Source organism: Acinetobacter sp. NIPH 1852, from assembly GCF_022549455.1.
Taxonomy (GTDB): Bacteria; Pseudomonadota; Gammaproteobacteria; order Pseudomonadales; family Moraxellaceae; genus Acinetobacter.
Map to the genome: position 1 here is coordinate 39,737 of NZ_JAKZGG010000017.1, position 25,342 is coordinate 65,078.

General features: G+C 42.2%; 20 protein-coding genes, 1 tRNA gene and 1 pseudogene. 15 read left to right on the forward strand and 7 right to left on the reverse strand.

Annotated features, from left to right (window positions below; genetic code table 11):
* The first annotated feature begins 165 nt into the window (after nucleotides 1-165).
* From leuA to MMO38_RS13115, 4 genes are all read left to right on the forward strand, one after another.
* Complete coding sequence (leuA, locus tag MMO38_RS13100) at nucleotides 166-1,863, forward strand: 2-isopropylmalate synthase (RefSeq protein WP_004672908.1); 1,698 nt, start codon at nucleotides 166-168, stop codon at nucleotides 1,861-1,863.
* Nucleotides 1,864-1,976: 113 nt separating this feature from the next.
* Complete coding sequence (locus MMO38_RS13105; protein ID WP_004672909.1) at nucleotides 1,977-3,137, forward strand: homoserine O-acetyltransferase; 1,161 nt, start codon at nucleotides 1,977-1,979, stop codon at nucleotides 3,135-3,137.
* A complete protein-coding gene (gene metW / locus MMO38_RS13110; protein WP_004672910.1) occupies nucleotides 3,137-3,730 on the forward strand; it encodes a methionine biosynthesis protein MetW in 594 nt (197 codons plus the stop codon). Before MMO38_RS13105 ends, metW begins: the two co-directional genes overlap by 1 nt.
* Nucleotides 3,727-4,314: a tetratricopeptide repeat protein gene (locus tag MMO38_RS13115; RefSeq protein ID WP_004672912.1), complete on the forward strand. Its 588-nt coding sequence runs from the start codon at nucleotides 3,727-3,729 to the stop codon at nucleotides 4,312-4,314. The genes metW and MMO38_RS13115 overlap by 4 nt, the downstream gene beginning before the upstream one ends.
* A 205-nt stretch (nucleotides 4,315-4,519) precedes the next feature.
* Here MMO38_RS13115 and MMO38_RS13120 read toward each other — a convergent pair whose 3' ends face one another.
* Nucleotides 4,520-4,732: a cold-shock protein gene (locus MMO38_RS13120; RefSeq protein WP_004672913.1), complete on the reverse strand. Its 213-nt coding sequence runs from the start codon at nucleotides 4,730-4,732 to the stop codon at nucleotides 4,520-4,522.
* A gap of 407 nt (nucleotides 4,733-5,139) precedes the next feature.
* Here MMO38_RS13120 and rdgB point away from each other — a divergent pair, with 407 nt between their 5' ends.
* The 5 genes from rdgB to MMO38_RS13145 all read left to right on the forward strand — a co-directional run bounded on the left by rdgB (nucleotide 5,140) and on the right by MMO38_RS13145 (nucleotide 9,760).
* Nucleotides 5,140-5,763 (forward strand): RdgB/HAM1 family non-canonical purine NTP pyrophosphatase, encoded by a 624-nt coding sequence (rdgB, locus tag MMO38_RS13125; protein WP_241323818.1) that lies wholly within the window; start codon nucleotides 5,140-5,142, stop codon nucleotides 5,761-5,763.
* Between the two features lie 150 nt (nucleotides 5,764-5,913).
* Complete coding sequence (tatA, locus tag MMO38_RS13130; protein ID WP_004672915.1) at nucleotides 5,914-6,132, forward strand: Sec-independent protein translocase subunit TatA; 219 nt, start codon at nucleotides 5,914-5,916, stop codon at nucleotides 6,130-6,132.
* A gap of 12 nt (nucleotides 6,133-6,144) precedes the next feature.
* Entirely contained in the window at nucleotides 6,145-6,600 is a 456-nt protein-coding gene (gene tatB, locus MMO38_RS13135) for a Sec-independent protein translocase protein TatB (RefSeq protein ID WP_241323819.1), read from the forward strand.
* A gap of 71 nt (nucleotides 6,601-6,671) precedes the next feature.
* The gene (gene tatC, locus MMO38_RS13140; RefSeq protein ID WP_171065187.1) at nucleotides 6,672-7,382 is read left to right on the forward strand and encodes a twin-arginine translocase subunit TatC; all 711 of its coding nucleotides are present in this window, start codon (nucleotides 6,672-6,674) and stop codon (nucleotides 7,380-7,382) included.
* 185 nt (nucleotides 7,383-7,567) lie between these two features.
* Nucleotides 7,568-9,760, forward strand: a complete 2,193-nt coding sequence (locus tag MMO38_RS13145) for a PhoX family phosphatase (RefSeq protein ID WP_241323820.1) — start codon at nucleotides 7,568-7,570, stop codon at nucleotides 9,758-9,760.
* Between the two features lie 49 nt (nucleotides 9,761-9,809).
* Here the strand turns inward: MMO38_RS13145 and MMO38_RS13150 are convergent, their stop codons facing one another.
* A complete protein-coding gene (locus MMO38_RS13150) occupies nucleotides 9,810-10,592 on the reverse strand; it encodes an NRDE family protein (protein ID WP_241323821.1) in 783 nt (260 codons plus the stop codon).
* Between the two features lie 120 nt (nucleotides 10,593-10,712).
* Here MMO38_RS13150 and lgt point away from each other — a divergent pair, with 120 nt between their 5' ends.
* Nucleotides 10,713-11,525 carry a prolipoprotein diacylglyceryl transferase gene (lgt, locus tag MMO38_RS13155; RefSeq protein WP_004672921.1) on the forward strand — a complete coding sequence of 271 codons (813 nt, stop codon included), beginning with the start codon at nucleotides 10,713-10,715 and terminating at the stop codon, nucleotides 11,523-11,525.
* Nucleotides 11,526-11,561: 36 nt separating this feature from the next.
* Here lgt and wrbA read toward each other — a convergent pair whose 3' ends face one another.
* Nucleotides 11,562-12,152, reverse strand: coding sequence for an NAD(P)H:quinone oxidoreductase (wrbA, locus tag MMO38_RS13160; RefSeq protein WP_005193643.1), 591 nt, complete (start codon nucleotides 12,150-12,152; stop codon nucleotides 11,562-11,564).
* A 146-nt stretch (nucleotides 12,153-12,298) separates the two neighbouring features.
* On the opposite strand from wrbA, the gene MMO38_RS13165 reads away from it, so the two are divergent.
* A complete protein-coding gene (locus MMO38_RS13165; RefSeq protein WP_241323822.1) occupies nucleotides 12,299-13,549 on the forward strand; it encodes a YihY family inner membrane protein in 1,251 nt (416 codons plus the stop codon).
* A gap of 27 nt (nucleotides 13,550-13,576) precedes the next feature.
* On the opposite strand, the gene MMO38_RS13170 is transcribed toward MMO38_RS13165, so the two are convergent.
* Nucleotides 13,577-14,485 carry a DMT family transporter gene (locus MMO38_RS13170; RefSeq protein ID WP_241323823.1) on the reverse strand — a complete coding sequence of 303 codons (909 nt, stop codon included), beginning with the start codon at nucleotides 14,483-14,485 and terminating at the stop codon, nucleotides 13,577-13,579.
* A gap of 107 nt (nucleotides 14,486-14,592) precedes the next feature.
* Between MMO38_RS13170 and MMO38_RS13175 the strand changes: the two genes are divergently transcribed.
* Entirely contained in the window at nucleotides 14,593-15,393 is an 801-nt protein-coding gene (locus MMO38_RS13175) for a helix-turn-helix transcriptional regulator (RefSeq protein ID WP_241323824.1), read from the forward strand.
* Between the two features lie 84 nt (nucleotides 15,394-15,477).
* Here MMO38_RS13175 and MMO38_RS13180 read toward each other — a convergent pair whose 3' ends face one another.
* A complete protein-coding gene (locus MMO38_RS13180) occupies nucleotides 15,478-16,119 on the reverse strand; it encodes a fumarylacetoacetate hydrolase family protein (protein ID WP_004672931.1) in 642 nt (213 codons plus the stop codon).
* A gap of 29 nt (nucleotides 16,120-16,148) precedes the next feature.
* A complete protein-coding gene (locus MMO38_RS13185) occupies nucleotides 16,149-16,646 on the reverse strand; it encodes a YcxB family protein (RefSeq protein ID WP_004672933.1) in 498 nt (165 codons plus the stop codon).
* 148 nt (nucleotides 16,647-16,794) lie between these two features.
* On the opposite strand from MMO38_RS13185, the gene MMO38_RS13190 reads away from it, so the two are divergent.
* Nucleotides 16,795-18,090 carry an SRPBCC family protein gene (locus MMO38_RS13190; RefSeq protein WP_241323825.1) on the forward strand — a complete coding sequence of 432 codons (1,296 nt, stop codon included), beginning with the start codon at nucleotides 16,795-16,797 and terminating at the stop codon, nucleotides 18,088-18,090.
* 66 nt (nucleotides 18,091-18,156) lie between these two features.
* Here MMO38_RS13190 and MMO38_RS13195 read toward each other — a convergent pair.
* Nucleotides 18,157-18,233, reverse strand: a tRNA-Arg gene (locus MMO38_RS13195).
* 529 nt (nucleotides 18,234-18,762) lie between these two features.
* Between MMO38_RS13195 and MMO38_RS13200 the strand changes: the two genes are divergently transcribed.
* Nucleotides 18,763-24,273, forward strand: coding sequence for a hypothetical protein (locus MMO38_RS13200; RefSeq protein ID WP_241323826.1), 5,511 nt, complete (start codon nucleotides 18,763-18,765; stop codon nucleotides 24,271-24,273).
* Between the two features lie 689 nt (nucleotides 24,274-24,962).
* A pseudogene (locus tag MMO38_RS13205) lies at nucleotides 24,963-25,342 on the forward strand (hypothetical protein); the annotation flags it as partial.

Consider the following 25,342-nt stretch of genomic DNA (forward strand, 5'->3'; position numbering starts at 1 on the left):
CTCTCCTGATGCTGCGCCTCGCGCGCGTATAAATTTTCTGCCTAGTCTTTTAGGCAATCGAAACATAAATCCTCTTTAAATTGATTCTGATAGACACCATATATATTTATAGTCGGTTGTATTTACGCTGAACATGCAACCTCGGCTATAACAAGGAGTTACCTAATGATGTTGGCTGACCCAAGCAAAAAATACCGCCGTATGTACCAACGAGTGGATTTACCAGATCGTCAATGGCCGAATAATGAAATCAACCAAGCACCGATTTGGATGAGTACCGACCTTCGTGACGGTAACCAAGCGATTTTTGAACCGATGAACATGGAACAAAAATTCAAAATGTTCAATATGTTGGTCAAAATTGGTTTCAAACATATTGAAATTGGTTTTCCATCTGCATCTCAAATTGACTTCGACTTTGCTCGTAAATTAATTGAAGAAAATTTGATTCCAGACGATGTCTATATCGAAGTTTTGGTTCAAGCGCGTGATCATTTGATTGAACGTACCTTTGAAGCATTGGTCGGTGCAGAACGTGCGATTGTGCATATTTATAATTCAAACTCACCGACCTTCCGCCAAAAAGTATTGAATGTTGACGCAAACGGTGCAAAACAACTTGCGATGAATGCGGCGAATAAAGTCAAAGAATATGCTGCACAATATCCTGCGACTGAATGGGTCTTCCAATACAGTCCAGAATGTTTCTCTGCAACTGAATTAGAAGTCGCGAAAGACGTCTGTGATGCAGTGACTGAAATCTGGGAAGCATCACCTAGCAACAAAGTGATTTTGAACTTGCCTGCAACGGTTGAAGTTTCAACGCCAAATGTCTATGCCGATCAAATCGAATGGATGCATCGCAACTTAGCACGTCGTGATGGCGTGATTATCTCAGTTCACTGTCACAATGACCGTGGTTGTGGGATTGCTGCGTCAGAATTAGCAATTATGGCAGGTGCTGACCGAGTCGAAGGCTGTGTCTTTGGCAACGGTGAACGTACAGGAAATGTTGACGTTGCGGCGATGGCATTAAATATGTACAGCCAAGGTGTTGCGCCAAACTTAGATTTCTCGAATATCAATGAAATCATTGCCACTGTTGAAGAATGTACGGGTTTACCTGTGCATCCACGCCATCCATATGCGGGTGATTTGGTCTTCACAGCTTTCTCTGGTTCACACCAAGATGCCATCAAAAAAGGCTTCGAATTCCAAAAAGACCAAGAAATGTGGGATATGCCTTACTTACCAATTGATCCGAAAGATTTAGGTCGTGACTACGATGCAGTGATTCGTGTCAACAGCCAATCGGGTAAAGGCGGTATCGCATACTTGTTAGAATCGAATTACAACGTGGCTTTACCGCGACGCGTGCAAATCGAATTTAGCCAGATCGTGCAGCAATACACCGACGAAAATGAGACTGAAATCAGTGCACATCAGATTTGGCAATTATTCCAAGACACGTATGTGGATGTGAAAAACAGTCATTATCAAACCAAACATTATCAATTGTCTGATATCAATGGCAAACAAATCATTGAGTTAGATATTGAAATCGAAGGCGAAGTTCAACGTCTCCGTGGTGAAGGTAATGGTCCAATCTCTGCCATGTTAGATGCCTTGCAATTACCAATCGATGTGGTGAACTACGAAGAACGTAGTATCAGTTCTGGTGCAAATGCGAAAGCACTTGCGTTGATCGAAATCCAAGTCAAAGGTACAGGTAAGAGTGCATTTGGTGCAGGCGTACACGACAATATTGTCACTGCATCTATCGAAGCCATTATTGCATGTACCAACCGTTTGATTGAGCAAGGTGTATTAACCACCGAACAAGTGGTTGCCGCTGCCATCTAAGGTGTTGATGATTCAACCTATTTAAATATCGAAAAAATGACTTTTGAAAGGGTACCTGAATTGGTATCCTTTTATTATTGATTAAGAAACTTTATACAAGGCGAATCATTCTCGTGTCTTTTCCATCGGATTCAGTGGGTTTAGTCACACCACAAAAAATTTCATTTGAAGCTCCATTAGAGCTTGAGTGCGGACGGATTTTGCCTCGTTTCGACCTGATGGTTGAAACCTATGGAACCCTCAACGCAGATCACTCCAATGCCATCTTAATCTGCCATGCGTTGTCAGGGCATCATCATGCTGCTGGATTTCATCATGAAGATGATAAAAAAGCGGGCTGGTGGGATGAATGTATTGGTCCCGGGAAAGCAATTGATACCAATCACTTCTTTGTGGTGTCTTTGAATAATATCGGTGGATGTAGTGGCTCAACAGGTCCCACCTCACCCAATCCTGAAAATGAAAACCGTCCCTATGGTCCAGACTTCCCGTTGGTGACGGTTCGTGACTGGGTCAAAACCCAAGCCATGTTGTCTGATCGTTTAGGGATTGAGGTTTGGTATGCCATTATTGGCGGTTCTCTCGGTGGCATGCAGGCCTTACAATGGTCACTGGATTATCCAGATCGCCTAAAAAAATGTGCGATTATCGCCAGCGCACCAAAGCTTTCTGCACAAAATATTGCCTTTAATGAAGTGGCACGACAGTCTATTCTTTCCGATCCAGACTTCCATCATGGACGTTATTTGGAAAATGATAGTTATCCAAAACGCGGTTTGATTTTAGCGCGGATGGTTGGTCATATCACCTATCTATCTGAAGAAGCCATGAAACAAAAATTTGGTCGTGATCTAAAATCGGGCAAATTTATGTACGGTTTTGACGTTGAATTCCAAGTCGAAAGTTATTTGCGCTATCAAGGCGAACAATTCAGTCGCAATTTTGATGCAAATACTTACTTGATTATGACCAAGGCATTGGATTATTTTGATCCCTCTCGTGAATATGAGCATTCATTGACGAAAGCGATGCGTAAACCGAAATGCAAATTCTTGGTGATTTCATTTACCACGGATTGGCGTTTTAGTCCAAGCCGATCACAGGAAATCGTGGATGCCCTGATTGATAATCATCAGCCTGTCAGTTATTTAGAGATAGATGCTGAACAAGGTCATGATTCCTTCTTGTTCCCGATTCCGCTGTATGTGAAAACATTACGCGCATTTTTAGGTGGAGAACAGCAGTTGCAATCGACCCATTTGGAGGCAAGCTAATGCGTATAGACCAACAACTTGCTGAAAAATGGATTACCCCGAATACCAGCGTGCTCGATTTGGGCTGTGGGGATGGTGAATTGTTGGCTCATATGAGCAAACAACACAATATTCGCGCTTATGGCTTAGAAATTGATCAAGAAAAGATTGCAATTGCCATCAGTCGGGGGTTAAATATTATTCAACAGGACTTAAATTTAGGTTTAAGCCGTTTTGCTGACCAGTCTTTTGACTCTGTGGTCATGGCACAAGCTTTGCAAGCTGTAGATGCACCTGATGTATTACTTCGTGATATGGTGCGTGTCGGCAAACAGGCAATTATTACTTTTCCGAACTTTGCGTATTGGAAGACTCGTTCTTTTCTTGCGCTGAAAGGGAAAATGCCTGTTTCGGAAGCGTTGCCTTATATGTGGTATAACACCCCGAATATTCATTTATGTACTTTCCGAGACTTTGAAGCCTTATGTGCTGAGAATCGGATTAAAATTATTAATCGACTTGCCGTTAATGGTGACCAACAAGGTAGTGTGCTCAGCAAGCATATGCCGAACCTATTTGGTGAAGTCGCAATTTATCGAGTGAGCGCACTATGAAAAAGACATTTATCAGCACCTTTTTGTTTGGTCTGATCAGTATACAAGCGCACGCTGACTATGTTGCTCAACCACAATCGGTTGCAACACAAGCAGCGCGATACTCAGTCATGAGTATTGGTGAATTACAAAGCGCGGCGAAAGCTGGTCAGGCAGGAGCACAATTTTATCTCGCAACACGTTACCAATATGGTAAAGATGTTGCAAAAGATGAGAAACAAGCATTTGCTCTGTTTAAAGCAGCAGCCGATAAAGGCATCTCTGCAGCACAACTCAATGTAGGTCGTATGTACGCCGATGGCATGGGTACGAAGAAAGATGAAGTTTTAGCGCGTAAGTATTTTGAAAAAGCGGCAAGCAACGGGGATAACCGTGCTAGCTTTAATCTTGCCATGATGGAAGAACAAAAGAAAAACTATATGGGGGCTTATCAATGGTATGAGCTTTCAACGCGTGATGGCATGCTTGATACTAAAGTAATTAGCCTTTCTGAAGGTAAAAAAACAGCCTTGGCTGCAAACTTGACTCAAGAACAGATTCGCACTGCGCGTGATCGTGCTGATCGATGGATTCAAGCACAGTAATTATAATATTTTGCTGTACTAAAACCGACTGAATTATGAGGTCGGTTTTTTAATGCACCCAAAATTGTTCAAGATCACTTCAGTTTTCCCTTGATCATAACCGTACAATAAAAGTGAGCTAGGATAATGATTTTAGATCACTTCTCTAAACAGCAAACGTAAAAAAAGCACTATAAAGTGCTTTTTTTGAATGCTGGGTTACTTATTAAAGAGCAACGATATTCACAGCATTTGGGCCTTTTTGACCTTGAGCGATACTGAATGAAACTTGTTGGCCTTCAAACAAAGTTTTGAAACCTGAGTTTGCGATTTCGCTGAAATGAGCGAAAACATCTGGACCTGATTCTTGTTGAATAAAACCAAAACCTTTAGTTTCGTTAAACCACTTCACTGTACCAGTAACTGTTGTAGTAGACATAATATATCCTATTGAATTTTAACATTTTAGCCATGTTATTACGGCTAATGATAACTTTGAAAAATAATGAAGAATTGAGCTTGATATCTGTAAAAAACGAAGGATTATGACTAAAACTGCGATACTTAGAGAAGATTAACCAAAACAATAATTTTTCTAGTTAATTGAATGATACCTGAAAAAAATAAATATTCAAGTTTTTTTATATCTTATATGATCTAATTAAATAAAAGATAAAAAATAAAATAAATTACTCGTTTGTTTTCAATACACTTAGAGAATTTCGATTAAAAAACATTTTATTCGCGATATTATCAAAATCGTGTAAAACAAGATAATTTAACTACTCTCATGCTTCAAAAGTCACTAAAATCTTAGATATTCAATCCAGATACCTCAAAACCATCATGTCTAATCCCCATTGGCTACAACACGGCAGTCTCGTCCTTGCAAGCAACAACAAAGGCAAAGTTGCCGAATTTGAACATCTGTTTCAACAACTTAATTTACCGATCGAGATTATTCCTCAAGGCAAACTTGATATTGAAGATGCCATCGAAGATGGTTTGAGCTTCGTTGAAAATGCCATTATCAAAGCACGTCATGCAGCAAAAATTTCTGGCAAACCAGCTATCGCAGATGATTCAGGTCTATGTGTACCGATTTTAGGCGGCGCACCTGGGATTTATTCTGCGCGTTATGCAGGTGAACATGGCAACGATGCTGCCAACAATCAAAAACTGTTGGCTGATCTTAAACCTCTCCGCAACAATGACGAGACCATTGAAGCGATGTTTGTCTGCGTCTTGGCTTTAGTTACGCATGCCGAAGATCCGCTGCCGCAAATTTTTCAAGGGATTTGGAAGGGTGAGATTTTAGAAGCCACGCGTGGTGAAAATGGTTTTGGATATGATCCTTTATTCTGGTTAGCAGAACTTAATCTTTCCAGCGCAGAACTCAGCAAAACAGAGAAAAATAAAATCAGCCATCGTGGTCAGGCGATGCAACTTTTTAAAGCGAGCTTAAGCTAATATTGACCGAAGCCCGAAACATTTATTCGGGCTTCTTTCTTTTTATAAAAATCATGTCTCCGTTTACTGTCTTAAAATTGCAATATTAGTGTCACACCTCTGTCATGCCAAACTGTTGAGATATAACCAAAGTTTTATAGGAATATGGTTATGGCTGGTTTATCGATTTGGCATGTACTTATTTTTGCAGTAGTGGTTATTTTACTGTTCGGTACATCAAAGCTTAAAAACTTAGGTAAAGATGTTGGTGGTGCTGTGAAAGATTTTAAAAAATCGATCAAAGAAGACGAAGAAGCCACGACTGCTCTAAATGAACCTCGTACCATTGATGCTCAAGTCAAAAGTACTGAAAGCTCAATAAAAAGCTAAGCGAGCGCCATTATGCTGAATTTGGGAATGTCCGAACTGCTTGCGTTCGGCATTATTGCTTTACTGGTACTCGGCCCTGATAAGCTACCTGAGGCCGCTCGTTTTGTGGGGAAATGGTATGCCAAAATTAAGCGTCTGGTCAGTAATGTTCAAAATGATATAGACCGTGAATTGCGTCTATCTGAACTCCGCGAACAAATGCAAAAAGAAATGCAACGTATCGCTGAACTTGAGCAAAAAATGCAAGCTCAGATGACCTCATTGGAACATCAAAAAATCTCTTTAGAAGAAGAAACCCAAGGTGTGGTAGCCAAACATAATCGCGCACCACTTCATTATCATTATTTATTGCACCCAGTGGCATGCATTTATCTACCGAAGTTTGCACTATTACATATGGCATCTCCGACTCCACATTCACCATTTGATTTAACCTCTTCAACTCCTGAATTAAAGGTGGCGGTATGAGTTCACCATCCAGCTCTCCATTAACCCAAACCACTTTGGGAAATGATGATCAAGACGTTAAGCTTGAAGAAATGCCGATTACCAAGCATCTGATGATTTTGCGTCGACATTTATTTAAAATCGTTGCTGCAATATTGGTTTTGTTCTTCTGTTTACTGCCCTTTGCTAACCGTACCTATCAAATCCTTTCAGAGCCGTTAAGAGCGCAATTGCCTGTCAGTTCATCCATGATTGCAACGGATGTCACCGCGACATTTATGGCACCCTTTAAACTGAATTTCTTTGTCGCACTGATGCTGGTTATGCCCTTTATCATTTACCAAATTTGGTCCTATGCGAAACCTGCGCTATACGAAAAAGAAAAATCATTGGCACTGCCTTTATTGATTAGTAGCATTGCTTTGTTTTATATCGGTATTGCGTTTGCGTATTTTATCGCCTTGCCATCTATTTTGCATTTCTTTATTAGTGTTTCTCCTGAAACCGTAGCACCAATGACAGACATCAACAGTTATTTGGCTTTTTGTTTGAAGCTATTTATTGTTTTTGGCTTAACATTTGAAATTCCAGTGATTACCTTATTACTCATTTTAATCGGGGTAGTCAGCACGCAAAGTTTGATCGAGAAACGGCGCTTTATCATCGTGGGTTGTTTCTTTGTCTCCATGTTTGTCACGCCGCCTGATGCCATTTCAATGATTATGTTGGCAGTGCCGATGTGGTTACTTTTTGAATTGGGTTTGTTCTTTGGAAGAATCATCGAAAAAAGAAAAACAGCATAGCGATTCACTCTATCGCCATAAACAATTTTCCAAACAGGTCCTAGACCTGTTTTTTTGACCAAACTTTATATTATTATTTGATTTTTAATGTATTTGTCACATAAGTGTCAAGGCAACGTCACAATTTCAATCTAAGTTAAAGGCGGGAAATTTTTTTACTGAACATATAAACTTAGGATGATTCCATGACACAGCTGACGCCATATCATGAAGACCAAGAACTGGATAATAACACCTCTACAAATGTTCATTTTCGTGACATTTTAGAACAGCATATTAGCCGCCGTAGCCTCATCACCAAAACAGCAAGCGGTGCTGTCGCATTGACATTGGCATCAACATTGACAGGCTGTAATGATAACGATAATAAAAATACGGGTGGTGGCACAACAACACCTGTTGACCCACATAAAAAGCCTGAGAAGTTAAACTTCACTGCTGTGCCGAAGAATTTAGACGATATTGTGACTGTACCTGAAGGCTATGAAGCACATGTGTTATATGCTTTAGGCGATGCGATTAATCCAAACTACGCAGAATGGGATGACAATAATATTCCTTCTGGCCCAAGCTTTCAGTTCCGTTCAGGCGATCATCATGATGGCATGAGCTATTTTGGATTAAATACTGCCACTGGTCGTTATGATGAACAACAATCAAACGATGGCTTATTGGTGCTCAACCATGAGTACATCAATCCAACTTTCTTACATCCTAAGGGTCCAACCAAAGTAGATGGCCGCCGTCCTGAAGATGAAGTGATTCGTGAAGTAAATGCACATGGTGTCTCAATCATTCATGTGAAAAAAGATGCGAAAACTCAAAAAGTTGAACTGGTAAAAAACTCTGTGTACAACCGTCGTATCACTGGTTCAACCTTGATGGAGTTCGCTGGTCCTGCGGCAGCAAATGCCCTGTTAGCAACTAAGTTTTCTCCAGCTGGCGTACAAACACGCGGTACGCATAACAATTGTGGTAATGGTTATACCCCTTGGGGAACCTACCTCACCACCGAAGAAAACTTTATTGGTTATTTTGCGCGTAGTGCAACCGATGATGTCGCACGCCGTCCAGAAGAAATCGTGGCGCTTCAACGTTATGGTTTGAAAGCAGGCTCTAGTACTCGTTATGGCTGGGAAACAGCGATTGGACAAGTCGACTCACAAGACCTCTATGACCGTTGGAATGCAGACGCAAAAGCAGAACAAGCGACCCAAGACTATCGTAACGCACCAAACACCTTTGGTTGGATGGTGGAAATTGATCCATTTGATAACCGCCAAGCACCCGTAAAACGTACTGCTCTTGGACGTTTTGCCCATGAAGACTGTCGTACCAGCCGTGTGATCGAAGGTGAAAATCTAGCGTTCTACATGGGCGATGACTCACGTGGCGAGTATATCTATAAATTTGTATCCGATGCCAAGTGGGATCCAAAAGATATCAACGGCGGTTATCGTGCTGGCGATAAATATATGAATGCTGGGAAATTCTATGTTGCCAAGTTTAATGCTGATGGTACAGGTCAATGGATTGAGCTCAGTTATGGTAAAAATGGCTTAAATGAAAGCAATACAGCCTACCCTTTTAAATCACAAGCAGATGTGGTGACCTTTGCACGATTGGCAGCAGATGCTGTTGGCGCAACCAAAATGGATCGTCCAGAATGGTGTGCGGTTAACCCTGTCAATGGTGAAGTGTATGTGACACTCACCAACAACTCGAATCGTGGTTCAAGCTATCCAACTGATGCAGCGAACCCTCGCAGTTATGAAGACTTATATAACAACGAAAAACTTCAGAAAGGGAACGTCAACGGTCATATTATCCGTTTCCGTGAAGCAGATGATAAAACTACGGCTGAAAGCTTCAAATGGGATATTTACTTATTTGGTGCAGAAGCAGCAATGGCATCAAACATTAACCTTTCTGGTTTAACCGATAGCAATGACTTCTCATCACCAGATGGCATGTGGTTTGACACTCGTGGTGTGCTTTGGATTCAAACGGATGATGGCGCTTATACCGATGTCACCAACTGTATGATGCTTGCGGCGTTGCCAGGTCAAGTCAGTGATGGTAGCAAAGCAACCACATCAAATGGAACTGAAACGATTATGGGAGCCAAGGTGAATGATGAAAATCTGCGCCGCTTCCTAGTCGGACCAAAAGAATGTGAGATCACGGGTGTGACCATGACACCAGATTACAAAGCTATTTTCATCAACGTACAGCATCCTGGTGAAGACTCTAAGAGCTATGCAGCGCCAACAAGTCACTGGCCTGCAACTCAAACCAACCCAAATAACACAACTGCTCGCCCACGCTCAGCTACGGTGGTAATCACGCGTAAAGATGGTGGTGCGATCGCTGGCTAATCGCTGAGCTGATCCAACATGACAATGCCAATCTTCGGATTGGCATTGGCTATTTCAATAGCATAATCTGTTGACGCACAATATTTCCTTGCTGCTCTCCTTGTTGTGCTTTTTCCAACCACTGCCATTGTGTTGGTGTCATGCGTAAAAAATTTGAACAGCGTGTACCATAAATAGGACTTTGTATAAACGTTGAGGAAAGTAAGGCCTCCATCTCTTTGCTAATCCCTGTATCAGGTAACAACTCTGGAATAACTTTACGTTCATCTTCTAAAATATCCCAAATGGCATATTCTAAATCGGATTCTGATATCTGCGGCTGCTGTAACATCGGCAAAAATTCTTGGGTAAAGCGTTTGCGTAAATGCATGGTTTTCTTCCAATCTTCGGACATTAAACCATTGGAAACCACATACACGCCTTTGGCCAAAACTTGTGGTGCTTCTCCGCGATTGCTCATATAAACAGCTTGTTGTGTATCCCCGACAAATAAATTAAAGCCCGCATAGTCTTGTTGTCTTTGTTCTAGCATTTGAGCAAAACGAATCGGCGCTAAATCACTTTCAAGGAAATCTTGAATCAAATGTCCTCTTGAGGTCTGATATTGCTGCTGTTCCCGTCCATTTCGAAAATTGGTCACGATCGCCCAACGACCCGATGCCGTCACCCCCATCCATGTACCACCCGATTGTAGATCCTGCCCTGCCACGATCGAACTATTTTCCCATGCATGCAAAGCAATACTGGGGCGATGATAAAACTCATCCCGATTTGAAATTAAACACAGTGGCAGTTCCTCCAGAACTTGCCATGCAAACGCGACAATACACATTGATCTTATTCTCTTATCTTAAGGACTGTTGACTTTCACATTGAATGTACAACATTTTTAATATCATTCCGCTACAATTTGCTCAAAACTTAATTCCAAATTCTAAACTGAGGAACAGCGATGCTGACCTATCCAAATATTGATCCAGTTGCACTGAGCTTAGGACCAGTACAGGTGCACTGGTACGGACTCATGTACTTATTGGCTTTTTTATGTGCTTGGGGGCTTGCCTCTTATCGCGCAAAGCAACGTGATGGCTGGACGGGAGACATGGTTTCAGATCTCGTCTTTTATGGTGCACTCGGTGTGGTGCTGGGTGGTCGCGTTGGCTATGTACTGTTTTATGAGTTTGCGAAATTCTTAGAAAACCCACTGTGGTTGTTCCAAGTGTGGACAGGTGGCATGAGCTTCCACGGTGGTTTCCTTGGTGTTGTGATTGCCATGTTGTTTTGGTGTAAAAAATACCAAAAGACATGGTTTCAGACCTTGGACTTTATTGCGCCCTGCGTACCAACAGGTTTGATGTTTGGTCGTATTGGTAATTTCATTGGTGGTGAACTGTATGGCCGTCAAGTCCAAGACCCAAGTTATCCATTTGGCATGATTTTCCCAACGGATCCATTAGGTTTGGTACGTCACCCCTCACAGCTTTACCAAGCGATTTGTGAAGGCTTAATTTTGTTTATTGTGTTGTGGTGGTTTAGCGCCAAACCTCGTCCGCGTATGGCTGTTTCAGCAGTATTCTTGATGGGTTATGGTGTTGCACGTTTCTTTATGGAGTTTTTCCGCCAACCCGATGCAGATCAAGGCTTCATCTTATTTGGCTGGATGACCAAAGGTCAAATCCTGAGTTTCCCGATGATTATTATTGGACTCTGGATGATTTGGTATGCATACCGTAAAAATATCTATGATTGGCAACTGAAAAAATAAAAATCATGGGAGCAGATGCTCCCATTTTTTATGACTTTAAAATAGTTTTTTAACCACTTCACCCAAGCGTTTGCCTTGTGCCTCACATAAGATTTTTTCATCTTGACTCATGCCCTGATCATGGCGAGGTCCACTGACATGACTTGCGCCATAGGGAGTGCCCCCTGTTTTGGTATTTGACAATGCAGGGATAGAATTTGGCAGACCTAAAATCATCATGCCATGATGAAATAACGGCGGTAACATACTCAACAAAGTGCTCTCTTGCCCACCATGCATCGACCCCGAAGTCGTAAATACACAAGCAGGTTTATTATGCAAAGCACCATTGAGCCATAGGCTAGTGGTTTGATCCCAAAAGTATTTCATCTCACTGGCCATATTGCCAAAACGCGTGGGTGAACCCAAAGCCAATCCTGAACAATGTGTGAGATCATCTAAGCTACAATAAAGATCACCCTCTTCTGGAATACTTGCTTCAGCTTGCGTCACAACCGTTGCTAGATTGGGTACTGTTCGAATACGTGCGGTCACACCTACAGATTCAATTCCATCGGCAATCAGATGTGCCATTTGCTTGGTTGAACCGTATTTACTGTAATAAAGAACAAGAATGTAAGGTTGCATCGCTTTCAAGGTTTTTGTTAACTTAAAGAAGATATTATACGATTAATGCCAATTTATTCGCTGTTTTGTGTATTGATCAATCCAAAAATCTTCCCGAAGCCCTCTTTCAAAAGAGGAAGATTTGAAAAATAACTAGGATAGAACCCATGATCTTAAACCGTTATCTAAAAAAACTGAATTTTTTAGAAAAAACATGGTTTCAATTTATTGTCTTTGTATTACGTCGTTTTGAGGCTGATCGCTGTCGAGAACAAGCAGGATCCTTGACCTATACCACGCTCTTTGCGGTCGTCCCAATGCTTACCGTTTTTTTGGTGATTATTTCTTCGATTAAAGCTTTAGAGCCTGCTAGGCAGCAGCTACAACAACTAATTTATAGTAACTTTTTGCCAAAAAGTACCATTGCCTTTGATAAGGCGTTGAGTGCTTTTACTGATAAATCAAGTAATCTCACCGTCATCGGTATCTTGTTTTTATTTGTTACCACAGTACTGATGCTGTCCTCGATTGAAAATGTGTTTAATCGCATTTGGCGTGTGAAAGAGACACGTTCAGGTCTAGTCGGTTTCATGCGCTATTGGACCATTATTTCTCTAGGTCCAATCCTTTTAGGCAGTGCATTTGTACTTTCTTCAGCTGTCGCATCCATGAATATCCTCAGCAATAATTTTGCAGGCTATCAACTTGATGGTGCTTTTCTGTTATGGCTAATTTCGTTTTTATTAACGGTCTTCGGTTTCTTTATTTTATATTGGACCATACCGAACCGAAATGTGCCGATTGTCTCTGCGATCATCGCAGCATGTTTTAGTGCAACTGTGTTTGAAATCTTAAAGCGCTTATTTGGCTGGATCATGAGTAATTTCACCAGCTATGAAATTGTGTATGGTGCTTTCGCGGCGATCCCTATTTTTCTTCTTTGGATTTTTCTGTCTTGGAACATCATCTTATTAGGCGTAGAAATCAGTTATGCGCTGACCGCGTTCCATTCGGGCAAAGAACAAAAACGTCACCCAATCATGATGTTATTGGATATCTTAGAGTTGTTCTATAAGAAACAGCAAATTGGTAATAGTGTGAGCGAGCATGAGCTACTCGATATTGTAGGCCGTGGTGAGCTCGGGCGTTTACCCTCATATATCCTGCAATTAGAAGCACAAAATCTGATTAAACGAACCGATAACGATGAGTATGTATTGGTCCGTAATTTAGCACAGGTTGATTTTTGGAGTTTCTTTACCGCGCTCCCTTATACGCTTCCATTAAGAGATGATGTATCCAATGTGCATCAGGATGATGAGTGGATGGAAAAAATCGGGCCAGCATTGATTGAAAGTAATGATTATTTGGCAGCCAAACTTTCGATTCCCCTTTCAACGATTTTTGAATCAAAGTAACAAAAAGACCTCTGCACGAGGTCTTTTTTATTTCCTCAACCAACCTTGCAAGCTCACCACCATGATGCCCATCAATACCAGAATTGAACCAAGCACGAAATTAGGTTCAATTCGCTCACCTAACAACCACATGCCAAACACAATACCGAACAACGGTGTTAAAAAAGAGAATACCCCTAAGCGCGAAGCTAAATAATTTCTAAGTAACCAAAACCATGCTAAAAAGCTCGCAAAAGACACCACCAACGTATGGAAGGCCAAGCTGCCGATCACTAAGGGAGTAAAATGAATACTCGCTTGTCCTAAAAATACCGCCAATCCAAACAGTAAAATAAAACTACCAGCCAATTGGTAGAATAATGTCTGTGTCACCGCAGCTTGTGCCAAAGAAGATAAGCGTACGGTGATCGTAGTTGCTGCCCAAGCGATACCCGCTGCCAATGCCAACAAATCACCCCAAAGCATTTGTTGCTCGATCAGCGAAGCGGTTCCTTGTTGCCCTCGGATAAATGTCACAACGATTCCAACAAATGCCAGAGTAATGCCACTCCATTGCAACAGGCTTAAACGCTCAGAGGGTAGTTTCCAATGTAAACCCAAAGCCACAAAAATCGGTGCGGTATACAGCAAAACTACAGCATGTGAAGCCGAGGTCCATTGCAATGCCTGCGCCAATAAGAAGAACTCTAAAGAAAATAAAAAAGCAACCAAAGCACCTGCTTTCAGGTTCTGTCGATTAAAGAGCTCAGCCGTTTTATCCAGACACAATAAAGGCAATAGTAGGATTGCAGCTAAACCAGAACGTAAAGCAATTTGCATAAGAGGAGAAATATCAGGAGCTGCCATTTTTAGAATGACTTGTTGTAATCCCCAAATCATGCAGAGTCCGATCATAAGACCAGATGCTCGTGCATCTAATGTTTTACGCTCATCCATTGCCAGCTCCCAATTTTATAATTAGAACGCCAATATAAAGCTGTCGTATTTTGATGATATAGTGAGATTCTGACAATGCATGCATATTTTCAGGCAATTCTCATATTATGAAAAAATCAGCACAACGCATCCAAGATTTTCATGAACTTCCTGCATACGATGATATTCCTGCATCATTGTGGTTACGTATTCGTGATGCACCTGCTGAAACGTTTTATCCAAAACATGCGCACGCATGGGGCGAGTTTATTTATACTTTTGATGGGGTACTTGAGGTCAGTATTGATCAGATTCACTACCTTACCCCTCCTCCGTACGGCATTTGGCTGCCTCCTCATTTACAACATAGTGGTATCAATCGTAATGAAGTGACGCACTGTACCTTATATGTACATGAAAGCCTGTGCCAAAACATGCCGCAACAAGCTGGCATTTTACTGACAGCACCGCTGGTTCCTGCATTGTTGGAACATATTCGTAAACATCCATTTTCAGAACAAGATCCAGAATATTTAAGGTTGCTGCAAGTATTATTGGATTCACTCACACATGCTGAACTGGTCGGAAGTTATTTACCAACCACACAGCATCCTTCCCTATCAAAAATATTAAGTCACTTACACCACTATCCTGCCGATAACAGTACGCTGCAACAACTTGCGAAAATGATTAACATGACCGAACGAACCCTAGCACGTTATAGCCAAAAGGAGCTTGGCATGTCGCTGCACGAATGGCGGCAACGTCTCAAAGTAATGAAAGCAATGTCGATGCTCAATCAAGGTAAAACCATAGAAAGCATCGCATTGGATTTAGGCTATGCCAGTTCATCCGCTTTTATATATATGTTTAAACGCTGGATGCACTTTACCCCAGACCAGTTCCGTAAGTTATATCAAGGTCGCTAATTCAGGCAAATCAATTGTCTGGTTCATTTTTTAACAATAAAAAAAGGCGCTGATATCTGAATATCAGCGCCATATCATTGACGGTTATGCTTTGACAAATGTATCCCAGTCATATTCGCCTGTTTGGGTAATCAATTTCATCGTCAGTTGATCATTTGGATGAAGTGCACCAACACCTGCTGGTGTCCCTGTCATAATCACATCCCCCGCTTCCAAGCTAAAAGACTGATTGATTTCAACCAATAACGCCCCGATATCGAACAACATATCTCGGCTAAAGCCATGCTGACGTTCTTCACCATTAATCATCAAAATAAGCTCTAATTCTTGTAGATCACCAATTTCGTCAGTTTCGACCCAATCCGCAAGTATACATGCACCGTCAAAAGCCTTAGCTCGCTCCCACGGTTCTCCTTTGCTCTTTAAATCACTTTGCAAATCACGCAATGTTAAATCTAATCCCAGCGTAATCGCACCAACTGCCTCTAAAGCTTTTGCCTTATCTGTTTCTTGAGATATCGGATGAGCAATGTGCAAACAGATTTCACATTCAAAATGACACTCGCCCAATGCCTGATTCCAACTTACGCCTTGTGCTAGTGAACCCAAGCTACTCGGTGGCTTCATAAATAAAATCGGACGATCTGGGATCGCATTACCCAATTCTTTCGCATGCTCGGCATAGTTTCGACCAACACAGACAATTTTTGAAGGACGTGTATTCATGGAAGCTCCTTGTTCTTTTAAACCGTTATTTATTTTTTAAAGCTATTTTCAAATTTACTTTGATCAGCAGGACTGGAAAAAGCACGTTTAGGTATAATCACCACTGTTTTCGTTTTTAGTTCTAACATATAAGTCAGCTTACCAGTAATGAAAGACTGTACTTCATTATAGGCTGCAGTTTGCTTTTTACCCGCGGCATAAAGTTCAAAGTGGTCTTGGTATAAATCAATGCCTTGTTCACTTTTGCCAAATTGGTAACGCACAAATTGACGCTTGAATAACAGAGGCAATAACCAAAATCGCATGATCGCTTGCATGATCAAAAAGAAAACACCAAGTGCCACATAGTAGCGCCCCACGCCAGTAAAACCTAAATAAATCCCCCAAAGGATAATTCCGATACTAATTGCGGGTGTTAGAAAACGAGTGATCGGTTTTTTGCCAAACGTAATCAAAGCAAAACCATCTTGAGATTCTTCTAAATTTAGATAATAGCGCGCAGAGAGTGTTGGACGTTGTTCAGACATAACATTCAATAGGTTGATCATAGACAGACATAGATACTACACCAGTTTATTGTCATTCATGTCGTTTTACATAATAGAGCTTTTGTCCGTACGCAAAAAAGTTATAAATTGACCAATTCAGATCACCTATAAAAATCAAAGGAATGTGATGTCTCGTTTAATTGCTCTGTTTACCATTTTTCTATGCTGCCTGACACAACATAGTTTTGCACAGCTCATTACATGGACGGATAATATCCCTAGCGCTTTGCAGCCCTTTCAAAATAAACCACAAATTTTGGCAAGCTATACGCAAAACCATATCTTTATCTATGGACATCCAGCTATAAAAACGGCTGTTCCAACCTTAAAAAGCAATCCACAACCCACAGCAAACTTTACTTCGGCTGCGATTATTGTTCCCGTGAACGCACAGCAAGTCGCTAAAACACTGACTGACTTTAATCAATATGTGGGGCTGTTCCCGACACTCAAATCTGCAAAAACATTGGCGCAATCAGGCAATACCACCCAAATGAAATATCGCGTGTCGATACCCACACCGATTCCTGTACTGAACTTTAATGAAGATGTCACCATGCAACATCAGCTTGCAGCCAACAGTATTTCAACCTTGGTAATTGATGCGCCCATTCCCTATGGGGTCGGTAAATTTGAATGGTTTGCATTGGATGAAAACAGAACCTTAATCACCCTGACACAATGGAGTGACTTAAATCAACCACAAGGTTTTTTATTTAAAAAAATTCTGAATGCAATACCAGAAGTAAAACTTGGTATTCCGAGCAGTGGCAGTGCCTTTATTTTAGAGGCATTGAGAAATCGTTTTATTGGATCAAATAGCACGCCACTGGCTGCGGGTCAAATCCCAAGCCCTCAGCTCACAACTAGCCAATTGGCAAAAGTTGCTCAACTGAGTCAAGCCGCGCAGCAGCCTGTTAGCTTTCTACACGCACCGACGACGTTGCCTTATACACATGGGCGGGAGTCCATGCGATTTACCACGACCTATCAATTTTATAAACAGCCCCCTCAACAGCTACAAAAATGGCTTGTTCCAAGTGCTTATCAAGCGTTATTTCCACGTCAGATCAAAAAAGTCAGCACCACCCCCCTCCAAAACCAAAGTCAGGAGGCGGATATTCACGTCAATGTCGGTCTGGGGGTAATTAGTATTCCATTTTCATTTAAATTGCGTTTTAACTATCCACAAAGCACTGAAAATAATTTTCATGCCAATGGTGGAGATTTACGCTATATCAAAGGACAAATGATCTTAAATGAAAACGATCAAGGATCTTTATTGAAAATGACCACAGCCATGAAAATCGACGAAAAAGCACCTTTTTTATTGAGAGCAATGCGCAGTCTCCCCTACCATGACACGTTGCCAGCAATCGGGGGCAACGCTGTGTTCGTACAGAAGATAAAAACTAAGATGTAGGATTTATTCACATAAAAAATAGGCACAAAAAAACCGCGATTAAGCGGTTTTTTCTATGGATCAAATTGGTGCGCTCAGAGAGATTCGAACTCCCGACCCCTTAGTTCGTAGCCAAGTGCTCTATCCAGCTGAGCTATGAGCGCATATTTGATGTTGGGCATTATACGCATTTTTCCCCAATTGATAAGTGCTTTTTCACGACTTCACTATCGTTTGGCTATAGATTCAGCAGCTGCTGTGTTTTAAAAAGTGTTTTCTTGTTTATAACACGGGTCTTTCTATGTTGAATTTATGTAAAGCCTTTGTATGTCATTCATATCTTTGTCATCGGGGCATACTTTTGGTACTAAGCACTAGATCAGGTTTTTTTCATTAAAATTCAGTATCGTATTAAAATTAATGAAGCCGACTTCAGTTCTATGAATTATGCAATTTTTATGAATAATCTGATTTAACTTATAAGATATATGTAGAAATTCTAATAAATATTTGATCATCAAAAAGTAGATGGCTGATTTATATGATATTTATGATTTATACAAATGTGATATATCAAGCAATATTGACACAATAATAATAACCAATAAATACTATTGCATAAGTTATGAGACAGGAGTCACATAATTATTAAGGTAAATAAAACAAAACTCCAATAATTATAGGTATATCGACATGTTATTTAAAAATATTTTATCACCCATTACAAGCATACTATCTCTTGGGAGTAGCAATAGCCAAGGAACGTCATCTTCTGTCAATACAGTATCGACAATAAAACAAGTTCATGTCGAAGAGAGTACAACCACAAATAATAGTAACAGTGGTACTCAAGTTGATGATGGCATATTCAATGGAATTGCAGCGGGTAATGGCGATCAGAACTACGGTGTTGGTGTGGGTAACGGTGATGGTCTCAACTTCACTTATCCATTCACAACGGCTTTTCATTCACTCGGAAATTCTTATTCTTGGCTTGGCGAAGCCTCGCCAGTCACTTCCGTCAATACTTCAACCACCTCATCGTCAGTCCACGTTCAGGATAACGACACCACAGACAACAGTAATTTAGGCATCGCTGCTGGCAATGGCAGTAACGGTGGTTTCTTAAATGGTATCGGTTCAGGCAATGGCGAACATAACTACGGCATTGGAAATGGCAATGGTGATGACGTTAATGTCACCACGCCTGTCACCGTGCCATTTGAAGCATTAGGTAACTCGTTCGCTGCAATTGGTGGTGGAGATGTCAACTCTATCAACACCACGCCGACCAGCTCGACGACCGTGATCGAAGACAATGACACCACCAATAACAGTAATAGTGGTGTTGGTGCTACGGGTAACGGTAATGGTGGTGGTCTACTCAATGGCGTTGCTGCGGGTAATGGCGAACATAACTATGGTATCGGCAATGGTAACGGTGATGATGTTAATGTCACTGTGCCTTGGACAACCCCAGTACAAGCGGTAGGCAACTCAATTGCAGGCATTGGCGGCGGAGACGTCAACTCTATCAATACTGCACCAACCACCTCATCCACACATATTCAAGACAATGACACCACCAACAACAATAACAATGGGACTGGCACGGCGGGTAATGGTAATGGCGGCGGCTGGTTAAATGGTATTGGTGCGGGTAACGGCGAACAAAACTACGGCATCGGTAATGGCAACGGCGATGATGCCGATATCACCATGCCAGTCACAGCACCATTCCAGGCACTCGGCAATTCAGTCGCAGGCATTGGTGGTGGCGACGTAAACTCAGTGAATACTGCACCAACCACAACCTCAAATGTGATTGAAGACAACGATACCACCAATAACAGTAACAATGGTGTCGGTGCTGCCGGTAATGGCAATGCAGGCGGATTACTCAATGGTGTTTCTGCTGGAAATGGCGAACACAACTATGGGATCGGCAATGGTAACGGTGATGATGCCAGTGTCGTTGCACCATGGACGACTCCTGTCCAAGTGTTAGGTAACTCATTCGCAGGAATCGGTGGTGGTGAAGTAAACTCCGTCAACACAGCACCAACCACGACCTCAAATATCGTCCAGGACAATGACACCACCAATAACAGCAACAACGCTACAGGTGCAGACGGTAGTACTGGCAATGGCATCGGCGGCTGGGGCAATGGTCCAGCATCAGGCAATGGCGAACAAAACTACGGCATTGGTAACGGAAATGGCGACGATGTCGGCATCACCGCCCCAGTGACCTCACCATTTAATGTCCTCGGTAACTCATTTGGCGGTACAGGTGGTGGCGGTGTTTCATCCACCAATACAGCGCCAACAAACACACTCAATCACGTCCAAGACAATGACAGCACCAACAACAGTAACAACGGTGCAGGCGTTGATGGCGCAACTGGCAATGGTATCGGTGGGCTATTGAATGGTGTAAGTGCGGGTAATGGTGACAAAAACTATGGTATTGGCAACGGCAACGGTACTGATGCGGATTGGACATCTCCAATCGTCACTCCAGTCAACGTGATGGGTAACAATGCTTCATGGTTTGGCAGTTCTGATCCAGATCAACCCACCAACACCTCAGTCAATAACGCATCAACCAACACCACCAATATTGTTGAAGACAATGACAATATCAACAATAGTAATAGCGGTACAGGTACTGCGGGCAACGGCATTGGTGGCTGGGGCAATGGACCAGCATCGGGCAACGGCGAACAAAACTACGGAATCGGCAACGGCAATGGCGATGATGTTGGTATCGTAATGCCGATCACCACACCATTAAATGGTTTAGGTAACGATTTCTCATTCTTTGGCAACTCCCATAACGCATCGACCAATGATGCCTCTACAACCACCTCTAATTTTGTATTTGATAACGACAGCACCGACAACAGCAATAGTGGTACGGGTGTTGATGGTGGTGCGGGCAATGGTATTGGTGGTGGCTTACTGAATGGTGTCAGTGCTGGTAATGGTGAACACAACTATGGTATCGGCAATGGAAATGGCGATGATGCCAGTGTCGTTGCACCGATCACCATGCCAATCAATGGATTAGGCAACTCCTTTGCAGTCTTTGGAGACTCGACCAACAACTCAGTCAATAATGGCTCAACCACCACAGTCAATTACATCGAAGACAACGACAGTATTGACAATAGCAATAGTGGTACAGGCGTAGGCGGTACCTCAGGCAATGGTATCGGTGGCTTACTCAATGGCGTAGGTTCGGGCAATGGTGAGCAAAACTACGGAATCGGTAATGGAAATGGCGATGATGCCGCTGTGGTTATGCCAATTACCTCACCTGTCAATGCACTCGGCAACTCTTTCTCTGTGTTCGGAAACTCGACCTCTAACTCTGTCAATGACTCATCCACAACGGCTATCAATCATTTTGAAGACAATGACAGCACCAACAATAGCAATAGCGGTACTGGTCTCGTTGGTGATGGCAGTGCAGGTAATGGTATAGGTGGTTGGGGCAATGGTGTCGCAGCAGGTAATGGCGACCATAACTATGGTATCGGTAATGGTATTGGCAATGATGCTGCTGTGGTCGCACCAATCACCACCCCGATCAGTGCGAATGGTAATGCCTTCTCGATCTTTGGTGATGCAACATCTAACTCAGTCAATGACTCATCAACCACAACCAGTAACTATTTCCAAGACAACGACAGCATTGACAATAGCAACAGTGGCGGCGGTGTCGGTGGTTCATCTGGCAATGGTATTGGTGGTCTATTAAATGGTATCGGCGCAGGTAATGGCGAACATAATTATGGCATCGGCAATGGTATCGCCGACGATGCCGCTGTGGTTATGCCAATTACGACACCAGTCAGTGCCAATGGTAATGCCTTCTCGATCTTTGGCAACGCCACCTCTAATTCAACCAATGACTCATCAACCACAACCAGTAACTACTTCCAAGATAACGACACTACCAATAACAGCAATAGCGGTGGTGATGGATCAGGCAACGGTACAGGTGGTGGTATAGGTAATGGTATAGCTGCTGGCAACGGTGAGCATAACTACGGTATCGGCAATGGTATTGCTGATGATGCAAGCATTGTCGCACCAATAACAGTGCCAATTAGTGCCAACGGGAATGCCTTCTCCATCTTTGGCAATGCGACCTCAAACTCAACCAATAATTCATCGACCACAACCAACAACTACGTTCAAGACAATGACACAACCGACAACAGTAATGGCGGCGGTAATGGAACAGGTGGTGGTTCAAGTGGCGGCTTCCTAGGTCTAGGTGGCATGCTCAATGGTATTGGTTCAGGCAATGGTGAACATAACTACGGTATTGGCAATGGGAATGGCGACGATGCCAGTATTGTCATGCCAGTTGCAGTTCCAATTAACTTCTCAGGTAATGCAATATCTGTTTTTGGCACTGCCACATCGAACTCAACCAATAACTCATCAACCACAACCAACAACCACGTCGAAGATAACGATTCAACCAACAACAGCAATGGTGCTGGCAATGGCTTCGGCACAGGTGCAGGTCTATTAGGTGGTCTGCTCAATGGTATTGGTGCAGGTAACGGTGAACATAACTACGGTATCGGTAATGGTAACGGCGATGACGCTAGCGTTGTTGCACCAATCACAATTCCGATTAACTTCTCAGGCAATGCAATCTCTGTATTAGACCTCAATAGCCTTAGTGAAGGAGACGTGCTCAGCCCTGTCACCAATGTCGTTGGTATTATTGCAGGTGATGGTCATGGTGGTACTGGTATTGTTGGCACAATTACTGGCATAGCTGGTGGTGTTATCGGTGATCCTAATGCAGGTGGTGGTTTACTAAACCCAATCACCAATGTAGTCGGCGGCATCACTGGAATCATCGGTGGCGGTGACGGCGGTCCTCTGGGTGCAATCACTGGCATCATTGGCGGTATTACGGGTGGCGACGGCAGCCCTCTTGATCTAATCACAGGTGTCATCGGTGGTATTGGCGGCGGTGATGGCGGTCCTCTTGATCTAATCACAGGTGTCATCGGTGGTATTGGCGGCGGTGATGGCGGTCCTCTGGGTGCAATCACTGGCATCATTGGCGGTATTACTGGCGGTGATGGTGGTCCACTAGGTCCAATCACTGGCATCATTGGCGGTATTACGGGTGGTGACGGTAGCCCTCTTGATCTAATCACAGGTGTCATCGGTGGTATTGGCGGCGGTGATGGTGGTCCTCTTGGTGCAATAACAGGAATCATCGGTGGTATCACTGGTGGCGATGGCGGTCCTCTTGGTCCAATCACTGGAATCATTGGCGGTATTACGGGCGGTGACGGCGGTCCATTAGGTCCAATCACTGGCATTATCGGCGGTATTACAGGTGGTGACGGTGGCAGCCCGCTCGATATCTTAACGGGTATTATTGGTGGCATTGCTGGTGGTGATCTTGGCAATAACCCTGTAACAGGTGTCATCCAAACGGGTATTGATATTCTTCAAGGCGTTGAAAGCCTCAAAACTGAAATCATCAATACAGGCATTAATACTGTCGCTGACACAATCATCGGTGTATTCCCTCAAGCAGAACATCCTGTTGGTGATCTCGCAAATCTTGGCACACTCACTTTTGAAACTTCTCGCGATACCGTCAACGGTACACTTGAAGCAATCTCTGATTTAGCTGGCGCTGATTTTGTTGGTGCGATGGGTAATGCTACTGGCGTAATTAGTACACTCATCAATAATGGTTCAACTGCTGCGGATATTATCCAACATGTTGTCGGTGAAGATCTGCTTGGTGGTGGCATCATCGGTGGTATTGGCGGTGGTGATGGCGGTCCGTTAGGTGCAATCACTGGCATCATAGGCGGTATTGGTGGCGGTGATGGCGGTCCTCTTGGTTCAATTACTGGCATTATTGGTGGTATCGGCGGCGGTATTGACGGCGGTCCATTAACGCCAATCACGAATATCCTCAGTGGCGATATCGTTGGAAACTTAAGTGATTTACTTTCAGTTAGTGTGGGTGACTGTGGTTGTAGCAGTAGTAATGGTGTAGATAGCATCTTGAATTCTGTTCTAGGCGCAACAACGTCTTCTCAAGGCTTCGCTCTTAGCAGTTCAGGTACAAACCTTACTGACCATCTTTCAGTTTCAAATATCAATCTCACTGAACAACTATTTGAAAGCACCAACCTTTTCTAATCCTGTTTAAATACAAAAAACCGCTGATATTTCAGCGGTTTTTTATATCAGACTGCTTTTATCAATCCGTTTTTCGCCCAATGGGAAAAGTACAAAGACATTAAATAATGATAAAAGAACGCTATGCATCCATTCAAAACGAAACAGTCTGATTTCATCAAAAATATATTTGAAAAAACGCAACCGATTGATAAGTTTTTTTAACATAAGAATAAAAAATCGTGATGAAAATTTACACACCCTCTTATAAAAAAATAGAATTAATCTATAAATAATTGATATATATTAATATTAAATAAGTAATAAATAACTGAAATATTTACTTTCAAACAAGCAACAAATTTCATAATTTTTTGATTCATTGAGCGGTAATCTCGGTAAATATTGCCCTTTATCATATCTTAATCAATTGATTTATTAGGCTAAATCAAAAAATGACAAATTCTCAAGAGATTTCTACCATAAGACTTTTTGCCACAAAAAAATTAAAAACAAATAAATAAAATCAAATACTTAATCTATTTTAAACTCTTATTTAACAATTAAATCTGATCTTTAATGTACATTGACAAAATAATTGAAAAACATAACACTAAATTTGATTAATGAGACATAAATCACAGAATAACCGTAACCATTAATAAATAATTGAATCAAAACAACACAACTTCAAAAATATAGGTATCGTTATGCTTTTCAAAAGTCTTTTATCACCCATTAAAAGTATTACTTCAAATTTAACAGAGAGTAGTACATCGTCGGTTAGTAATTCAATCCTAGCCCCTCTTTCTCTTTCCACAATTACAAATATTCTATCTACAAATACTGTAACAAACACAATTAGTAGCTTAACTAGCAGCACAGATGGCGGTCCTCTTGGTTCAATTACTGGCGTTATCGGTGGTATTACAGGTGGTGGTGACGGTGGTCCACTAGGTCCAATCACTGGAATCATCGGTGGTATTACAGGCGGTGGTGATGGTGGTCCTTTAGGTCCAATCACAGGTATCATCGGTGGTATTACTGGCGGTGATGGCGGTCCTTTAGGTGCAATCACTGGAATTATCGG

Coding starts and splice junctions, on each gene's coding strand:
- MMO38_RS13150 (WP_241323821.1), bottom strand. CDS start 10,592: ATGTGTATTGTCGCGTTTGCATGGCAAGTTCTGGAGGAACTGCCACTG.
- MMO38_RS13180 (WP_004672931.1), bottom strand. CDS start 16,119: ATGAATACACGTCCTTCAAAAATTGTCTGTGTTGGTCGAAACTATGCC.
- MMO38_RS13145 (WP_241323820.1), top strand. CDS start 7,568: ATGACACAGCTGACGCCATATCATGAAGACCAAGAACTGGATAATAAC.
- lgt (WP_004672921.1), top strand. CDS start 10,713: ATGCTGACCTATCCAAATATTGATCCAGTTGCACTGAGCTTAGGACCA.
- MMO38_RS13120 (WP_004672913.1), bottom strand. CDS start 4,732: ATGTCTACTACAACAGTTACTGGTACAGTGAAGTGGTTTAACGAAACT.
- rdgB (WP_241323818.1), top strand. CDS start 5,140: ATGTCTAATCCCCATTGGCTACAACACGGCAGTCTCGTCCTTGCAAGC.
- MMO38_RS13185 (WP_004672933.1), bottom strand. CDS start 16,646: ATGTCTGAACAACGTCCAACACTCTCTGCGCGCTATTATCTAAATTTA.
- MMO38_RS13115 (WP_004672912.1), top strand. CDS start 3,727: ATGAAAAAGACATTTATCAGCACCTTTTTGTTTGGTCTGATCAGTATA.
- wrbA (WP_005193643.1), bottom strand. CDS start 12,152: ATGCAACCTTACATTCTTGTTCTTTATTACAGTAAATACGGTTCAACC.
- MMO38_RS13165 (WP_241323822.1), top strand. CDS start 12,299: ATGATCTTAAACCGTTATCTAAAAAAACTGAATTTTTTAGAAAAAACA.
- tatB (WP_241323819.1), top strand. CDS start 6,145: ATGCTGAATTTGGGAATGTCCGAACTGCTTGCGTTCGGCATTATTGCT.
- metW (WP_004672910.1), top strand. CDS start 3,137: ATGCGTATAGACCAACAACTTGCTGAAAAATGGATTACCCCGAATACC.
- MMO38_RS13175 (WP_241323824.1), top strand. CDS start 14,593: ATGAAAAAATCAGCACAACGCATCCAAGATTTTCATGAACTTCCTGCA.
- MMO38_RS13190 (WP_241323825.1), top strand. CDS start 16,795: ATGTCTCGTTTAATTGCTCTGTTTACCATTTTTCTATGCTGCCTGACA.
- leuA (WP_004672908.1), top strand. CDS start 166: ATGATGTTGGCTGACCCAAGCAAAAAATACCGCCGTATGTACCAACGA.
- tatC (WP_171065187.1), top strand. CDS start 6,672: ATGCCGATTACCAAGCATCTGATGATTTTGCGTCGACATTTATTTAAA.
- MMO38_RS13200 (WP_241323826.1), top strand. CDS start 18,763: ATGTTATTTAAAAATATTTTATCACCCATTACAAGCATACTATCTCTT.
- tatA (WP_004672915.1), top strand. CDS start 5,914: ATGGCTGGTTTATCGATTTGGCATGTACTTATTTTTGCAGTAGTGGTT.
- MMO38_RS13170 (WP_241323823.1), bottom strand. CDS start 14,485: ATGGATGAGCGTAAAACATTAGATGCACGAGCATCTGGTCTTATGATC.